The sequence below is a fragment of the Azoarcus sp. Soil_N_20 genome, assembly GCF_057656155.1.
This window is the reverse complement of the sequence record NZ_JBDGKX010000021.1, coordinates 37,320-51,528: the sequence shown is the minus strand read 5'-3', so window position 1 is coordinate 51,528 and position 14,209 is coordinate 37,320. Positions and strand designations below refer to the sequence as shown.

The window sequence follows — 14,209 nt, the reverse complement described above, 5'->3', positions numbered from 1 at the left end:
CAATCCCGCTTCGTGACTTTCTCCACCGAAAGGCATAGCCGGGAGGCCACCTGAAACGGCCGTTTTCCGGTGAAAGGGGCCGCGATGCGTCGGCAGGTCCTTTCCCGCGCGCTGCGTGCGGACAAGAAAATGCCCGAGCGCAGCGCGGTCGGGCATCGAGGGGGTGGTGCGGTACGGGAGTGGACCGGAGGGTCGGGAGTGGGGAGGTGATCCCGGGGGGCGACGAGCATGGTTCGCGGGCGGCGAGCAGCGCCCGCGCGATCAGGTGCTCACCGGAGCCTAGCCGCGGGCATCGACATAGACCCAAGCGGACCGCCCGGAGGCGAGATCTGCTGCGACCCGCTTGTAGTCCGAAACTTCATACCGGTCGGCGTTCGCAAGTTCTTCGTCGCTCACTTCGAACGCGGTCCCGGCAACCCTGTCGTCCGGACTGCCGGTGAATTTCACGATCGGATGATGGGTCTTCCCGCTGGTCCTGAGCACTTCGGGGTCCTCGATCCTCACCATCGACTGATGAAAACCGACAAGCTGATCCGGTGTGCCGACCAGCTCGCGTCCGAAGGTGGCGAGTTGCACATCGCGCTGCTGCAGGGTGCCGTAGGAGAAGAGGAGTTGGGTCATGGCCGTGGGGTGGATGTCGAAGAGGTTTTGAGCTGCCGGGCGCGGCGGTGTGCTTGCGTCGCAGTTTGACAGCCCATCGGCTTGTTTCCAAACTGGGGCTCAAGCACTAGCTGCGATCGGACCAGGCGCGTGTCGAAGTAATTGCGCCGCCTCGCGGGCGAGCCAAATGGCGCAATGGGTGTCCCATGGCCGTTGGCTGGTCCGGCTGATGCAGGTTTGGGGAGATCGACGATGAGCGGATGGCGGTTCGGGGTGGTGTCGGCGCTGGTGTTGGCGGCAGGGTTTGCGACCTTGTGGCGACCGGGCTCGTTCGACGAACGCCTGGTGCAACTCCAGGTGGAGCGCGTGTGGCCGCAGCAGGCGGCGGCGCTGTCCGAGGCGCCGGTCGAGCTGCGCGCGCTGCTGGTCGACTACGCCGACGACGCGGTGCTGCTCGCCAAGGCCCAGGTGGCGCTGATGCGTTATCCGGAAATGGCGCGCGAGGTATTGCTCGTGTTCGGCGACGAACCCGATTTTCGCGCGGTGCTGCGCGAGTATGGCGAAGGCGTGATCGCCCCGGTGTATTACTTCATGCACAACGAGGTACGCACCGTGGCGGTGCTGAAGCAGGCCGGAATGGTCGCCGACCGCCTGCGCGTGCTGGGCGGAGGTGCGGCCGAACCGTCCGCGGTCGAACTCACGCCCGCGGTCGAGCGCGGCTGGTACGCGATCGGCTTCGTCCGTACCGAGGGGCACGACTTCATCGGGCAGTTCGTGGTGCGCGACGACGGCGAGGCGGGCTGGCTGCAATCGGAACGCGTTCTGGAGGGGATCAACACCTTCTTCGCCGGCGGCATCCGGGGACTCGAAACGAAGCTGCGGCTGGATCAGCCGATCGGCATCGGTGATGTCGGGCAGGCGGGCATCGATGTCGCGATCGGCGTCGGGGTTTTCAAGTTGGTCAAGGCGGCCCGCAGCGGAAGTGCTGCCACGCGCCAGGCCGGGCTCGCCAAGCGTTCGGTGGCGCTCGCCCCGGTGCTGGTCAGGCAGAGCGCGGTGGCCACGCGCCTGCTTCGCATCGGTACGCCACTGGCCGCGGCGTATCTGATGATCCGCCACCCGAGTCTGATCAACGCCGGATTCGGATGGATCGCGGAACGCCTGGGCTGGCCGGCAGGCCTGGTGCAGTTCGGCGGCTGGGTCTTGCTGCTGCTGCCGGTCCTGATGCTCGCCAGCGCCTTGCTGCGCCCTCTCGGCACGGCGCTCGCCCTGCTCGGCAGCGCGGCCCACGCAGCGGCCGGACTGATCCACGGCGGACGCAATCGTCCGCCTGGATTCAATGGAATCCGACCCGATTGATTCGCAGGGGCTCGGGTGATCGGACGGTCACAAGGATCGTTGATCGTCCGAGGCCGCGGGCTGAGTCTTGTGGCGAAAGTGGAAGAAGATACGAGGCGCAGCGGCGATCCACAGCACCACGACAACCCAGACGCGCCCTTCGAGGATGTCGTAGTTCGAGCGCAATTCAGACCATGAATGGCCACCGACAAAGTGGAAGAACAGAAACTCGAAGGCCACGGTAAGCGCCGCCCATCCCAGGCCGATTGCGACGGCATGACGCGCAGAAGCCGGCGGATGGAAGCGCGTGAAGGCCCAGATCAGCAAACCGAGTGACAGCACGCTTGTGACTGTCGATAGTTGATGCGCGGCAAGTTCGCTCATGTGCTTGCCATAGGTGAATTCGCGCACGATGCCGTTCGCGACCGAAACGAGCAGCATGCCGATCCAGGCCAGAAGGTATTTGCCAGCGCCGAAGATGTCCATGATGGATGCTGAATCCAGCAATTCCCAATCGTGCCCTCAACCGCCGCTCAACGCCTGCACGATCGCGACCTGGTCGCTGCCGCGCTTCTCAAAAGATCGAACCTCCCGCAAACCCGGGGAGCCTCGAGCCGTGGTCTGAAAATCATCTAGCCGGCCTCCCGCCGCCGCGGTCGGTTCTGGACGGCACGCGAGACTGACGAAAAAATGCCGCAATCGGGGCAGGCGCAGCGCGCCTGTCAATGTGCCCTCATTGCCCGCAGTGGCCACGGTGCCGTCTTCGCCCAGTGCACGAATTCGTTCATCGGTATCGGCGGGCTGAGGAGGTAGCCCTGCGCTTCGTCGCAGCCGAGTGCCGCCAGGCGTTCGCAGGTCGCGGCGTTCTCCACGCCTTCGGCGGTCACCGTGAGGCCGAGGTTGTGCCCGAGTTCCAGGGTGGAGCGCACGATGGTGGCTGCGTCGCGGTCGTCCATCATTGGCATCACGAAGGACTTGTCGATCTTGATCGCATCGACCGGCAGCTTCTGCAGGTAAGCGAGCGAGGAGTAGCCGGTTCCGAAGTCGTCGATGAAGAGCCGGAAGCCGAGCGCATGCAGGTGTTTCAGCGTGTCTAGCGCGATCTGTGGCTCGGCCATGATGGTGCTTTCGGTGATCTCCAGCCCGATCCAGCTCGCATCCGCGCCCCAGGTCACCAGCGCGCTCTGGAGGTGGTCGACCAGCTTGGGGTCGGCGAGGTTGCGCGTCGACAGATTCACTGCGACCGGCACACGCATGCCGGCCTTCTGCCAGCTGTGGCACTGAGTCACCGCCGCGTCGACGATCCAGCGGGTGAGCGGGCCGATCAGACCGGTGCTCTCGATGTAGGGCACGAACTGGTTCGGCGCGATCAGGCCATAGGACGGATGCTGCCAGCGCACCAGTGCTTCCATCGCGACGATCTCGCGCGTCTTCAGGTCCAGCTTGGGCTGGCAGTAGAGCACCAGCTGGTTTTCCTCGATCGCCGAGCGCAGTTCGCCCATCAGCTGCAGGCGGCGTGGTTTGTACGAATCCTGCTCGGCGGCATAGAGCGCGTAGCCGTCGGCGGACTGGTGTGCGTGGCGCAGGGCGATCTCGGCGCAGCGCATCAGTGCGGCGGTGTCTTCGCCGTGGCCGGGGAAGACGGCAATGCCGAGGTTGGCGCCGACCTCCAGCGTGAAGTCGACCACATCGAAGGGGCGCTCGATGGCCTTGAGGAGGCGCACGGCAGCCTCGCGTGCCGCCTGGGCCCCGGCGCCAGGCAGCAGGACCGCAAAATGGCGGCCACCGAAGTGGGCGAGCAGGTCCGCATCGTTCAGCACGGCGTGGAAGCGCGGCCCGATCTGCAACAGCAGCAGATCGCCATTGGCCTGGCCCAGCGTGTAGGTGATCTCCTTGAACCGTTCGAGCGCGAGGATGAGCACCGACACCGGCTGGCGGTCGTGTTGTGCGCTCGCGATCGCTTCGCCGAGGCGCTTCTCGAAGTGGACGCGGTTGGGCAGGTCGGTGAGGGCGTCGAAATAGGCGAGGTGCCGCACCCTGTCTTCGGCGCGCTTGCGTTCCGTGATGTCCTCGATGATGGCGACCAGCATGCGCGGCGCGTCCGACGTGCCGGGGATGAGGGACACGCTGGCGTTCGCCCAGATGGTGCTGCCGTCCCTGCGCTGGTAACGCCGCAGCGCGTGGTACTCGCTGATCTCTCCGGCCACGAGTTGCGCCACCTGTGCGCGGATGGCCTCACCGTCCTCGGCACTCAGTTCCGTTGGCGCGCGGCCGCGGAGTTCGTCCTCGCTGAAGCCGAGGATGCGCTGCAACGCCGGGTTGGCCGCGAGAATGCGGCCGTCGGTGTCGATCAGTGCGATGCCGGCCGCCGAGTTCTCGTAGACCGCCCGCCAGCGCTGCTCGGATTCCTGCAAAGCATCGTGGCTGTGTTGCAACGCCTGGCGGTTGTCGATGAGTTGCTGCGTCAGTTGCGCGAGGTCTTCGCTGCGGCTGGCGAGCGCCTTCTGCAGTGCGTCGCGGGCGCGCTTCGTGGTCACCAGGTTGCGCACCCGGGCGCGCAGCTCGTGCGGCGAGAACGGCTTGGTGACGTAGTCCTGGACTGCCTCGACGAGCAGCTTCAGCCGCAGCGCCTCGTCGCCTTTGGCCGAGAGCACCAGCACCGGCAGTTGTGCCAGCGGCGCGCGGGCGCGCAGTTCAGCCACCAGCCCTTCGCCGTCCAGGCGCGGCATCATCAGGTCGGTGACGACCAAGTCGGGTGGGGCGGCGATGGCGCTTGCCAGGGCTTCGGCGCCATCGGCGGCGGTCACCACGCGGTAGTCCTCGCCCAGTACGTCCGCGATGAAGCGCCGCATCTCGGCATTGTCCTCGGCGACGAGCACCACCGGCCGGCCGGCCGCCGTCACCCGTCCGCTTGGGCTCGGTATGCCGCGTTCCAGTTCTTCGACCGCGGCGTCGATGGCGCCGACGTCTTCGTCCTGGCCGGTGTCCGCGTCCGCCGGCCGCACATAGGCATCCGCCGGCGCATACCGTGGCAGCTCGACCTGGAACAGCGCGCCGCCGGCGGGCGCGTCGGTGACGGTGATCGTGCCGCCGTGCAAGCCGACGAAATCGCGGGCGATCGCCAAGCCGAGCCCGGTACCGCCGAAGTCGCGCGCCGTACCGCCTTCGGCCTGGCGGAAGCGGTCGAAGATCGCGCCGCGCAGTTCCGCCCGTACTCCGGGGCCGCTGTCCTGCACGGCGAGCAGCACCCGGGCGGTGTCGACCACGGAGAGGGTGCAACTGATGCGGCCGCCGGCCGGTGTGAACTTGAAAGCGTTGGACAACAGATTTACCAACACCCGGTCGAACTTCTCCGGGTCGACGTCCGCCTCCAGTGTGTCGGGGGTCGACACCACGTAGGCCAGCGAGCGCTGCGGCGCCAGCGCGTCGAAGTGAGCGGCGACCGCCCGTACGGCGCGCGCAAGGTCGATCCGCGCATGATGCAGCGTCAGCTTGCCGGCATCGACCTTCTCGAGGTCGAGCAGGTCGTTCACATGCTTCAACAGCGTTGCCGCATTGCGGTGGATGACGAAGAGGTCATGGCGCTGGCGTTCGCTCAGCGGTTCGGCGCCGGCAAGCATCGATTCGGCCGGCCCGAGGATCAATGCCAGCGGTGTTCGCAACTCATGGCTGACGTTGGCGAAAAATTCCCGCTTCATCGCGTCCAGGCGCCGCACGGTGTCGAGCAACTGCTGCAGTTCCTCGTTCTTGCGTGAAATCTCGGCCTCGGCCCGCTTCATCTCGGTGATGTCGCGGCCTTCGGCGAGCAGGAAAACGATGCTGCCATGTCGGTCGTGGACCGGTAGCAGCGAGAAGTCGACGACGATGGTTTCCTCGCCGGCGGCGCGGCCGTAGTTCTCGACGTGGCAGCGCACGAACTCGCCGGTGGCGGCGCGGCGGACGGCGTCCTGCGCCACCCGCCGTGTTTCCCGCGAGACGGCCCACCAGCGGGTTTCCCAGAAGGGCCGGCCCCGCACGTCCGCCAGCCGCAGGCCAGCCCCCGCAAGCGCTGCCCGGTTGATCTCCAGCGTCATGCCCCGCGCATCGAGCAGACCGACGAACTGGTACATCTCGTCGAGCACGATGCGCGCGAGTTTCTCCGTTTGGCTCTGCGCATCGTCGGTTGCGGCGAGCGTCACGTCGCCGACCCGCAGCGTCGCCGCGTGCCCGAACAAGCGGCGGTCGAGGACCGCGGTGCCATGCGTCCGGCGGCTGTCGGCCTTCTTCTTTCCTGTCTCGGACTTCATGACCGAACCCCTTGGTGTACTCGACACGGCCACCGGATCGAACAGCCGCGATGCTGCTATGAGGTTAGTTCCATGAGGTACAGGCTGCAAAGTGTGGATCTTGCTGCTGGTCACAGCGCAGTCACGGACAGGCGTGGCCTATTCTTCCGGCGCATGGATCGAACCCCGCCGACCGGGGAAAGGCAGCGGATTCCCGGTGCTGAGGGTTCCAAGGTGTGGGGGAGTCTGGCACGGGACCATGGAAAGGCGCCGCGCACTGGCGGCCTGGCCGGTGTTTGCACTAACGCGCCACCCAACCGCCGCAAACAGGAAATACCTGCCCGACAAATCAACTCGCCGGTTCGCTGCAAAGGTAGGCAGCAAATTCAGCGTCTTCCCTTGCGCCCACGAGGCGCCCCAGAGGAAGCTTACGCTTCAGTCGGTGCTGGTATGGCCAAGTTGGCAATGAGGATGTCGACGTGTGCTGCCGGAGCAACGATAGCGCCGGTCGCGTCTGCGCTCAAGAGCGGTTCGGTACCGGGAAAAGTGTGGCACCGTGATTGGCAAACATCTCGCACAGAACTGCGCAGGTAGGTCCCGCCCATTCTGCGAAATGCGTTTAACCGGTCGTGCGTGATCCAGTTCAGGGAAAGGGGTCTAGCCTTTCAGGTGGCGGGCAAATACTGCCAGTTCTCGGTAGCTAGCCCGGGCACGCGCATGAACTCGCGCAGGTTGCGGGTGACGAGGGTTAGTCCGCGAGCGCGGGCCTGACCGGCCATCTGCACGAAAAAAAATCCCGGTCGCTTGCACGACCGGGATCGAACCGGCGGGGAGGACTGGACGGGGTCCAGGAGAGGGTACTACCCCGCCCGGGGCAGAGAGGCGATGGGTCAGTGGCCGACCAGGGCGAGCACGCGCAGGGGGCTGCCGGAGCCGTTACGGATCTTGAGCGGGGCGGCGATGATGATGGCGCCCTGGGACGGCAGTTGGTCGAGGTTGGTGAGGCACTGCAGGCCGTAGCGGTTGTTGCCGTGCATCAGGTAGTGACAGGGGAAGGGCGTCTCCCAGGCGTAGGACTGGCCGGCGTCGGTGTTGATGGATTCGACGCCGAACCCGAAGGCGTCGCGCTCGTCGATCAGCCATTGCACCAGGCCTTGCGCCGGCCCGGGGGTGTGGGGGCCGTCCTCGCGGGCGTTCACATAGTCTTCCGGCATCTTGCGTTTGGACCAGTCGGTGCGCAGCAGCACCCAGGAGCGCGGCGGAATCTTGCCGTAAGTGGCTTCCCACTTTTCGACGAAATCGACGGTCAGCAGGAAGTCGGGGTTTTCGGCGGCTTCGCGGCTGCAGTCGATGACGCAGGCGTGGGCGATGAAGTTGTCGGCGGGGATGGTGTCCACCGCGTTGTTCGGATGGTCCTTGCCGCTGACCCAGTGGATGGGGGCGTCGAAGTGGGTGCCGGTGTGCTCGGACATGGAGAAGTTGTTCCAGTACCAGGCCGGGCCGCGCTCGTCGTAGCGCGAGATTTCTTCCATGCGGAAGGGCCAGCACTGGCCGAGCTCGGGCGGCAGCGTGAGCGACGGGAACTCGGGCGACAGGGTCTGGGTCAGGTCGATGACGCGGATCTTGCCGGCCAACAGGTCGAGGGCGAAGCGGGAAAGCGAAGAAGGCTCGGTCATGGAAGTCTCCCAAGGGTTGAGCGGTCATTGTCGGGGGCGGGGCGGGCGGGGGAAAGCCGGAATCCGCAGCCGCCTATCCGGATCACGCATCTGTGCGGCGTGCGTGCGCCGCACCGTCATGGATGGCCAGCCAGCGGGTGGCCGCGGCGCAGCTTGTTGCCGAGCGCATAGCCCTGGACCTGGGCGGCGCGGGTGATCAGCACGCCCTTGAAGTACCAGCCGGCACCGAGTGCGGCGAGCGCGGCGGCGCTGCCGGCGGCCACTGCCAGCGCGGGCTGGGCCAGCGCGGCCAGCAGCAGGCCGCCGGCCAGCAGGGCGCCCACCGGCACCAGCACGCGGTCGCAGGCCTGCAGCGCGCGGCGGGTCGATTGCGGTGCGTCGGAGGCGAACATGCGGCGCTTGTAGTGCAGCCAGGTGGCCAGGCGCAGCACGCACAGCGCGAGCAGCACGGCGAGCGCGAGCACGTCGGGGGTGCCGAACAGCGTGCCGGCCAGCACCAGCAGGGCGCAGCCTTCGGTGAGGCCGGTGGCGACGATCAGCCACACGATGGCGGGCTCGCGCCAGGCCGGAATGCCGCGCGCGGCGCGAAGGATGCGGCCCTGGCAGTACAGGAACAGCAGGCCGCCCGCACCCGCGGCCCAGGCCAGCGGCGCCAGGCCGAACAGCAAGCTGGCGATGCTGAGCGCGCCGATCACGCCGGCGACAAAGGCCTCGCGCGTCATCCACGAGGTTTGCGGATGGAACAGCACGTTGAACGCGCGCCACGGGCGGCCGATCTCGGCCCATACGCTGAGCAGGCCGACGCCGATCAGGGCCAGCGCCAGCGCCACCAGCGGCAGCGGCGGGGCGGCGGGAAAGTGACGGGCCACGGCGAGCGCGAGCAGGGCGCTGCCGCTGCCGCCGCCGATGAAGTTGACCGCGGCGCGCCAGTCCCAGCTGGTCTGGTGCTGGGTGCCGAAACGACCGGTTTTGGATTGGATCATTTTTCGTTCCAGAGATAGAAGAAGCCGGGGTCGGTGCCCAATTCCTCGTGCATGCGGAACCAGGTGTTCTCGGTCAGCAGTTTGGAGACATTGCTCTCCGGGTCCTCGAGGTCGCCGAAGGTCAGCGCGTTGGCGATGCAGGCGTTGGCGCAGGCCGGGGTGGCATCGGGATCGATGCCGGGCTTGAGCCCCTGGGCGAGTCCGGCATCCACCCGATCGGCGCAGAAGGTGCACTTCTGCGCGACCCCGATCCGGCCCGCGTCGAAGCGGATGGCTTCGTTTTCGGTCGGCTCGGCGCCATAGGCAAAGCGCGCTTCCTCGACCTTGTAGCGGGCCTGGTAGGGACAGGCCACCGCGCAGTAGGAGCAGCCGATGCAGATGTCGTAGTCGATGGTGACGATGCCGTCCTTGCGCTGCCCGGTGGCGGTACTGGGGCACACCTCCATGCACGGGGGATCGGAACAGTGCTGGCAGCCGACGGGCATGAACAGGCGTTCGACACTGGGATATTCGCCCATCTCGATGTCGAGCACCTTGCGCCACTGCACCCCCGGCGGGGTCGCGTTGGTGTGCTTGCAGGCGGCGGTACAGGTCTGACAGCCGACGCAGCGGTTGAGGTCGGCGACCATGACATAGCGGGTCATTTCTTGCTCCCGATCTTCTTGATCTTGACCAGAACGGCGTCGACCGCCGAGCCGGTGCCGTCGACCAGGTCCATGTTCATCGGCACCAGGTTGTTCAGGCTGGGCATGTCGAGATCCTTGGCGTAGGGCGTTTTCCAGTGGCCGAACTGGCCGACCATGACGATGGTGTCGGGGCGCACGCCCTGGCGCAGCAGCGCGCGGCCGCTGGTGATGCCGACCGGCGAGGTGACCTCGATGCGGTCGCCCTGTTCGATGCCCATCGATTCGGCGACCTTGCTGTTGATCATGATGCCGTCGTGGCCGGCGACGTTGGCCGCGACCTCGCGGATCATCTGCAGGCTGACGTTGCCGCCCCAGGCATACTGCATGCTGCGCGCGGTGAGCAGCCAGAACGGATAGTCGCTGGCCTTGATGCCGTAGCTGCGCTCGTAGGCGTCGGCCCACAGTTTGTTCAGATCCTTCCAGGTTGGCAGCGGCTCGTATTCGTGCAGCTGTCTGTCCCACCAGGTCACCCCCTGTTCGTGCAGGCGGGCGGAGAGTTCCTGGCCGATGCGCAGGACTCTTTCCTGATAGGGCAGCTCGAAGCGCAGCCCCATGTCTTCCATCTTCGGATACAGGTACCAGTTGATCTTGGGGAAGGGCTTGACCCGGAATCCCTTGTCCTTGAACCAGGCCAGGCCGTCGCTTGCGGCGCCATCGGTGACATCGGCACTCGCCGCGCGGCACACCGCGTCCCAGGTTTCATCCACCGAGTGCGGGCGGCTCACGTCGAGCGAGAAGTCGTATCTGTCGGTCTTCAGCGGCAGGCCGGCCGCGCCCATGTTGATCATGGTGTTGTAGGCCTCGAGCAGGCCGGTGCGCTTGGCCAGCTCGGTGGAGATCCAGGTGAAGTCCTTCGCATCGCCGCGCGGCTCGACCACCGGCTGGCGCAACACCCAGCCCTGGCTGTCCCAGAACTGCTCGAAGTAGTGCGTGCCACCGAGGCGTATCAGCTGGGTGCTCTCGAGATCGATCGCCTCCGGCAGCACCAGGTCCGCATAGTGGTTGGTCTCGTCCTGGGTGTAGGAGAAGGCGACCGTGAACGGGAAGGTCGCCATCGTGTCGCCCATCCGGTCGGTTTCGGAGAAGGAGATGTTGGGGTTGCAGCGATAGACGAACCACAGGTCGGGTGGCTTGGGCTGGCCCCAGGTGTCGGCCGCGCGGCCCTGCAGACGCATCCAGGTGAGCACGGTCGAACCCATCAGCTGGCTGGTGAGACCGCCGCCGATGATCGGGATCAGCGTGGTGTGGCCGTGACGGAACAGCGGCTGGGCGGCCCAGTTTTCCTTGTCGGTCGGGTTGAAGGGGTAATCGAGGAAGCCGTCCGGATGGGGGGCAACCGAGCCCATGCGGTCGAAGTCCATGCCGGAGATGTGAACCGTGCTGCCGAGCAGCCCGCCCGGCACTTCGAGTCCGCCCACCAGGATCATCAGCATGGTGCGCGCCCACACGCATTCGTAAGCACCCCAGCCATTGTTGACGCCCTTGCCGAGCATCACCGCGACCGGGCGGAAGGGCAGGGTACGGCCTTCGAACTCGACCGTTTCGCCGACGCGGGCGTGGTCGATGAACTCGTTGGCGATGCGCCGTATCGTGTCGGTGGCGACGTCGCAGATCGGTGCCGCCCACTCGGGCGAGTGCGTCGCCACCAGTTGCCGGGTGACCTCGAACGCGGTCGTCGCCGGGATCGTGTCGTGGGCCCACTCCTTGCCGTCGGCGCCCACTTCCACTCCGCTGACGGTGAAGCTGCCGAGCAGGGCGGGGTCGATGCCGGGGGTGTCGAAGGGGCGTGCCTGCGCGCTGACGGTGTCCCACATCAGGGGTTTGCGCGAGACCGGGTCGCGCAGGAAGAAGCCGTTGGGGCCGATCAGATAGGGCGAGCCGGTGCGCGCCTTGAGGAAGGGCACGTCGAGATCGGCGAGCGGACGCTCGTGCAGCAGCACGTGCAGCATGGCGTAGAGGAAGGCGGGATCGGTCTTGGGCCGGATCGGCACCCATTCGCTGGCCGATGCGCCGGTGATCGACAGGTGGGGCTCGATCTGCACCCGCTTGATGCCGCGCGCGCGGGCGTCGGCATGGCGGCGCACGCTGGTGACCCCGCCCGAGGCGTCGATGTTGTTGCCGAAGGAGACGATGTATTCGCAGCGCGGGGTGTCCGGGCACACGGTGAAGGCGCGGTGCCACAGCTCGCCATAGACGTGTTCGGTGTGATAGCACTTGACCGTGCCGCCCGCGCCCAGGCTCTGGTCCACTGGCCCCCAGGCGGCGAGGAAGGAGGCGAAGGTGCCCATGTAGAAGTAGGGGGTGGCCGCGCCGCCGGTGGTGAAGGCGACGCGCGGATAGCCCTCTTCGTCCACCAGGCTGGTGGCACGGATCGCATTCAGGCGGCCTGCGATAGTGTCGAGCGCTTCTTCCCACTCGATCTCGACCCAGCGCGGATCCTCATTGCGGCCCTTGTTCGGGTTGGTGCGCTTGAGCGGCTTCAGCAGCCGGTTGGGGTTGTAGATCTTCTGCACCAGGCCGTAGGGTTTGACGCAGACCTTGCCGTCTGCGGGGTGGTAGCCCTTGGCATCGAAGTTGGGCGCAACGGTCGTTGCCACGCCATCGGTCACCTCGACGGTGAGCATGTCGGGGCCGTTGACGCACTGATAACAGTAGGTGGAGACCTTGTGCGTGCTGCTCATGATTCTTGCGTGCTCCTTGCAGGTTCACTCGGGTGCCGCGGGGTTTGCTGCGCGCCGCCCGGAGGCGTTGCGGGCAAGGCGATAGATGCAGATTAGGGCGGCCGTGGTGGGGCGACTATCCGATAGATGCAGCACTTGTCCCGCTAATGCATGTTCCGCCTGCACGGCGATCGGGCCTGCAGGGCGGACGTAGCAGCGCGAGATAGCGGCAGATGAAATCGGCGATGGGGCCGTAGGCATCGAGGGCGAACGCGGGCAGATGCGTGTTCTCCGGGCGGTCGCTCGCCAGCGCGACGATCCAAGGATCGCCAGGATGCAGTGCCGCGGACGGGCGTGCCGCGCGGCGTACCTCCATCTTCGGAATCGGGGTGCGCTTGTAGCCTTCCACCAGCACCAGATCGCAGGGGGCGAGCATCTGCACCAGTTCTTCGAGCGCGGGCTCGGGAGCGTCGCCCAGCTCACGCATCAGGGCGACCCGTTTGTGCGAAGCCACCACCACTTCGGCGCATCCGGCCTTTCGATGTCGCCATGAGTCCTTGCCCGGGTGGTCGATATCGAAGTCGTGATGCGCATGCTTGATCAACGCCACGCGCAGGCCGCGACTCACCAGCCCGCGGGTGACGCCCTCGATCAGGGTGGTCTTTCCCGAACCGCTGAACCCCGCAAATCCGAATACTTTCATCAAAACCCCCGGCCTGTTGTCCCCACCATTCGGGGACGAGTTCGAGTACAGACTAGAGTCGGCAGCGCCGGCTGCCTATCCGAAGTCTGCACACGCTATCCGCAGACTGCAGGGGAATGCCCGGGGTCCCGCCGCCGTACGGACAAGTACTGAAAAATAGATAGACGCGAGATACTTAGGTCTGTTTTAATTTAGACATAAATAAAATTCTGCGCAGGCAGGAGACACTGGAGGAGGGCTCCATGGAGACAAGGCACCATTTCGGACGGGATGCTTCGGGCCCGACCCTGGCAAACTTCCCCTTCTTCCGCACTTCGGATCTGGAGGAGGCACGCAATCATGTCTCCCGCGTGTTCTGCGACCACCGTTTGCGGGTCATGGGCAGCGGTGGGAAACTCGGCGCCGAAATGTACTATCGGCCCATCCGTGGAATCGGCGTCGGGCGCATGCGCTACGGCGCGAGCGTGGCGATCGATCCGGGATGTCTGCAGAGCTTTGCCCTGATCCAGATGCCGATCTGCGGGGGGGAAGTCATCGAGCATGGCCGGCACACGGTCAATTCCACGCCGGACGTCGCTTCGGTGCTGAGCCCCACCCTGTCATTGAGCATGTGCCACGGAGCCGACACCGACAAGCTCTTCATCCGGATCGATCGCGAGGTGCTCGAGCGCCATTGCCGTCAGCACCTGGGCGGGGAGCTGAAGCAGCCGGTCGAATTTCTGCCGCACATGTCGCTGCTCGAGCCGCGCTGCCTGTCGTGGGTGCGCCTGATGAACTGGCTCTACGAGGAGGTCGGCCAGGAGCGCGGGGAGGGCGCGGCCATTCTCGATTCACCGCTGTTCTCCGCCCAGATCGAGCAGATGGTGATCACCACCTTGCTGCTCAGCCAGCCTCACAACTACTCCGAACGTCTGGGCGACGACGGTCCGACCGTTGCGCCGCATTTCGTCAAGCGGGTGGAAAGGTTCATCGAAGAAAACGCGCAGGAGCCGCTGACCATCGGCGAACTTGCCGAGTATGCGGGCGTGAGCACGCGGTCGCTGTTTGCCGGGTTCCGCAAGTACCGCAACACCACGCCGATGCAATGGCTCAAGGACGTCCGCATGAAGCGGGTGCGCGAGGATCTGCTCAGGGCATCGCCGGATACCACCACGGTGACCTGCATCGCCGTACGCTGGGGCTTCACCCATCTGGGACACTTTACCGTCGATTACAAGCGCAGCTTCGGTGAAAGTCCGTCGCTTACCCTACAGCGCTGACACCATGGCGCTTGTCCAACGGGGTGTGCCGGGCGTGCG

10 protein-coding genes are annotated in these 14,209 nt (G+C 66.1%); 2 read left to right on the top strand and 8 right to left on the bottom strand.

What is annotated here, in order from left to right; all coding sequences use genetic code 11:
* Positions 1-279: 279 nt before the first annotated feature.
* Entirely contained in the window at positions 280-621 is a 342-nt protein-coding gene (locus tag AC3A35_RS25405) for a gamma-glutamylcyclotransferase family protein (protein WP_487439332.1), read from the bottom strand.
* 231 nt (positions 622-852) lie between these two features.
* On the opposite strand from AC3A35_RS25405, the gene AC3A35_RS25400 reads away from it, so the two are divergent.
* Positions 853-1,959 carry a hypothetical protein gene (locus tag AC3A35_RS25400; RefSeq protein WP_487439331.1) on the top strand — a complete coding sequence of 369 codons (1,107 nt, stop codon included), beginning with the start codon at positions 853-855 and terminating at the stop codon, positions 1,957-1,959.
* A 27-nt stretch (positions 1,960-1,986) separates the two neighbouring features.
* Here the strand turns inward: AC3A35_RS25400 and AC3A35_RS25395 are convergent, their stop codons facing one another.
* From AC3A35_RS25395 to mobB, 7 genes are all read right to left on the bottom strand, one after another.
* The gene (locus AC3A35_RS25395) at positions 1,987-2,424 is read right to left on the bottom strand and encodes a hypothetical protein (RefSeq protein ID WP_487439330.1); all 438 of its coding nucleotides are present in this window, start codon (positions 2,422-2,424) and stop codon (positions 1,987-1,989) included.
* A gap of 236 nt (positions 2,425-2,660) precedes the next feature.
* On the bottom strand, positions 2,661-6,224 hold the full coding sequence (locus tag AC3A35_RS25390) for an EAL domain-containing protein (RefSeq protein ID WP_487439329.1): 3,564 nt from the start codon (positions 6,222-6,224) through the stop codon (positions 2,661-2,663).
* 869 nt (positions 6,225-7,093) lie between these two features.
* Positions 7,094-7,879 (bottom strand): cyclase family protein, encoded by a 786-nt coding sequence (locus AC3A35_RS25385; RefSeq protein WP_487439328.1) that lies wholly within the window; start codon positions 7,877-7,879, stop codon positions 7,094-7,096.
* 116 nt (positions 7,880-7,995) lie between these two features.
* Positions 7,996-8,862, bottom strand: a complete 867-nt coding sequence (locus tag AC3A35_RS25380; protein WP_487439327.1) for a DmsC/YnfH family molybdoenzyme membrane anchor subunit — start codon at positions 8,860-8,862, stop codon at positions 7,996-7,998.
* Positions 8,859-9,506, bottom strand: a complete 648-nt coding sequence (locus AC3A35_RS25375; RefSeq protein ID WP_487439326.1) for a 4Fe-4S dicluster domain-containing protein — start codon at positions 9,504-9,506, stop codon at positions 8,859-8,861. Before AC3A35_RS25375 ends, AC3A35_RS25380 begins: the two co-directional genes overlap by 4 nt.
* Positions 9,503-12,229, bottom strand: a complete 2,727-nt coding sequence (locus tag AC3A35_RS25370) for a molybdopterin-dependent oxidoreductase (protein ID WP_487439325.1) — start codon at positions 12,227-12,229, stop codon at positions 9,503-9,505. Before AC3A35_RS25370 ends, AC3A35_RS25375 begins: the two co-directional genes overlap by 4 nt.
* Before the next feature lie 115 nt (positions 12,230-12,344).
* Positions 12,345-12,911, bottom strand: a complete 567-nt coding sequence (gene mobB, locus AC3A35_RS25365; protein WP_487439324.1) for a molybdopterin-guanine dinucleotide biosynthesis protein B — start codon at positions 12,909-12,911, stop codon at positions 12,345-12,347.
* 242 nt (positions 12,912-13,153) lie between these two features.
* On the opposite strand from mobB, the gene AC3A35_RS25360 reads away from it, so the two are divergent.
* Positions 13,154-14,170: an AraC family transcriptional regulator gene (locus AC3A35_RS25360; RefSeq protein ID WP_487439323.1), complete on the top strand. Its 1,017-nt coding sequence runs from the start codon at positions 13,154-13,156 to the stop codon at positions 14,168-14,170.
* The last annotated feature ends 39 nt before the right edge of the window (positions 14,171-14,209 follow it).

Excerpts from the sequence above, each read along its gene's own strand:
- AC3A35_RS25405 (WP_487439332.1), bottom strand. The coding sequence starts at position 621 with ATGACCCAACTCCTCTTCTCCTACGGCACCCTGCAGCAGCGCGATGTG.
- AC3A35_RS25400 (WP_487439331.1), top strand. The coding sequence starts at position 853 with ATGAGCGGATGGCGGTTCGGGGTGGTGTCGGCGCTGGTGTTGGCGGCA.
- AC3A35_RS25395 (WP_487439330.1), bottom strand. The coding sequence starts at position 2,424 with ATGGACATCTTCGGCGCTGGCAAATACCTTCTGGCCTGGATCGGCATG.
- AC3A35_RS25390 (WP_487439329.1), bottom strand. The coding sequence starts at position 6,224 with ATGAAGTCCGAGACAGGAAAGAAGAAGGCCGACAGCCGCCGGACGCAT.
- AC3A35_RS25385 (WP_487439328.1), bottom strand. The coding sequence starts at position 7,879 with ATGACCGAGCCTTCTTCGCTTTCCCGCTTCGCCCTCGACCTGTTGGCC.
- AC3A35_RS25380 (WP_487439327.1), bottom strand. The coding sequence starts at position 8,862 with ATGATCCAATCCAAAACCGGTCGTTTCGGCACCCAGCACCAGACCAGC.
- AC3A35_RS25375 (WP_487439326.1), bottom strand. The coding sequence starts at position 9,506 with ATGACCCGCTATGTCATGGTCGCCGACCTCAACCGCTGCGTCGGCTGT.
- AC3A35_RS25370 (WP_487439325.1), bottom strand. The coding sequence starts at position 12,229 with ATGAGCAGCACGCACAAGGTCTCCACCTACTGTTATCAGTGCGTCAAC.
- mobB (WP_487439324.1), bottom strand. The coding sequence starts at position 12,911 with ATGAAAGTATTCGGATTTGCGGGGTTCAGCGGTTCGGGAAAGACCACC.
- AC3A35_RS25360 (WP_487439323.1), top strand. The coding sequence starts at position 13,154 with ATGGAGACAAGGCACCATTTCGGACGGGATGCTTCGGGCCCGACCCTG.